The organism is Chitinimonas sp. BJB300 (genome assembly GCF_002735695.1).
Taxonomy (GTDB): Bacteria; Pseudomonadota; Gammaproteobacteria; order Burkholderiales; family Chitinimonadaceae; genus Chitinimonas.
Genome location: NZ_PDZH01000360.1, coordinates 1 through 590, shown reverse-complemented (window position 1 = coordinate 590; position 590 = coordinate 1). Strand labels below are relative to the sequence as shown.

Annotated in this window: 1 protein-coding gene; it reads right to left on the bottom strand. The window is 54.1% G+C overall.

The window, feature by feature from the left end; translation table 11 throughout:
• Window positions 1-590 (bottom strand): hypothetical protein (locus tag CSQ89_RS22795; protein ID WP_308418212.1); only part of this gene is annotated, 590 nt, incomplete at both ends.

Sequence of the window (590 nt, the reverse complement as noted above, 5' to 3'; positions counted from 1 at the left end):
CCGCCCAATGCAACAAACAACTCACCATTCAACGTTAACGGCTGGTAAAGCTCTGTAAATATCCCTCTTTCATCTCCAATCTGGACGCGCGTCTTCCACTCCGCGCCCATTTTATTCAGCCACTTCCGCTTGTATTGGACCGACAGCTGAAACCCTGACTCATCCTCAAAGTCGGTACGCAAACCCATACCAAAATCCAAATACCCAGGCCCCCAGGGCTTTTCTCGCGCCAGCAGGCTAATCGCATGCCCATCCTGCGCCGGCACCAGGTGGTAATCAATTTGCTCGAAATCATCCCGGCCATATACATACGCAAGCCGTTGCTCCAGCGTATCCAGATCGAGCGCTTTATCCAACTTCACATCGAGCAATTCCTTCAGCACCTCGGGATTAACAAAGCGCGTGGGCTCCACATCAACCGACCTGATCAACCCCGGCTTAAAGCTCTTTGCCTCCAGCTGGGTACGCCAAGCAGCATAGTCAGCCTCACTCACGCTTAATGAGTGCAACATAGGCAGCAGATCGCGCGCCGCTTTTTCGCCGGCCAATTGCGCTGCGGGCCCTTCACTGAAGCTGGAGGAAGACATGCC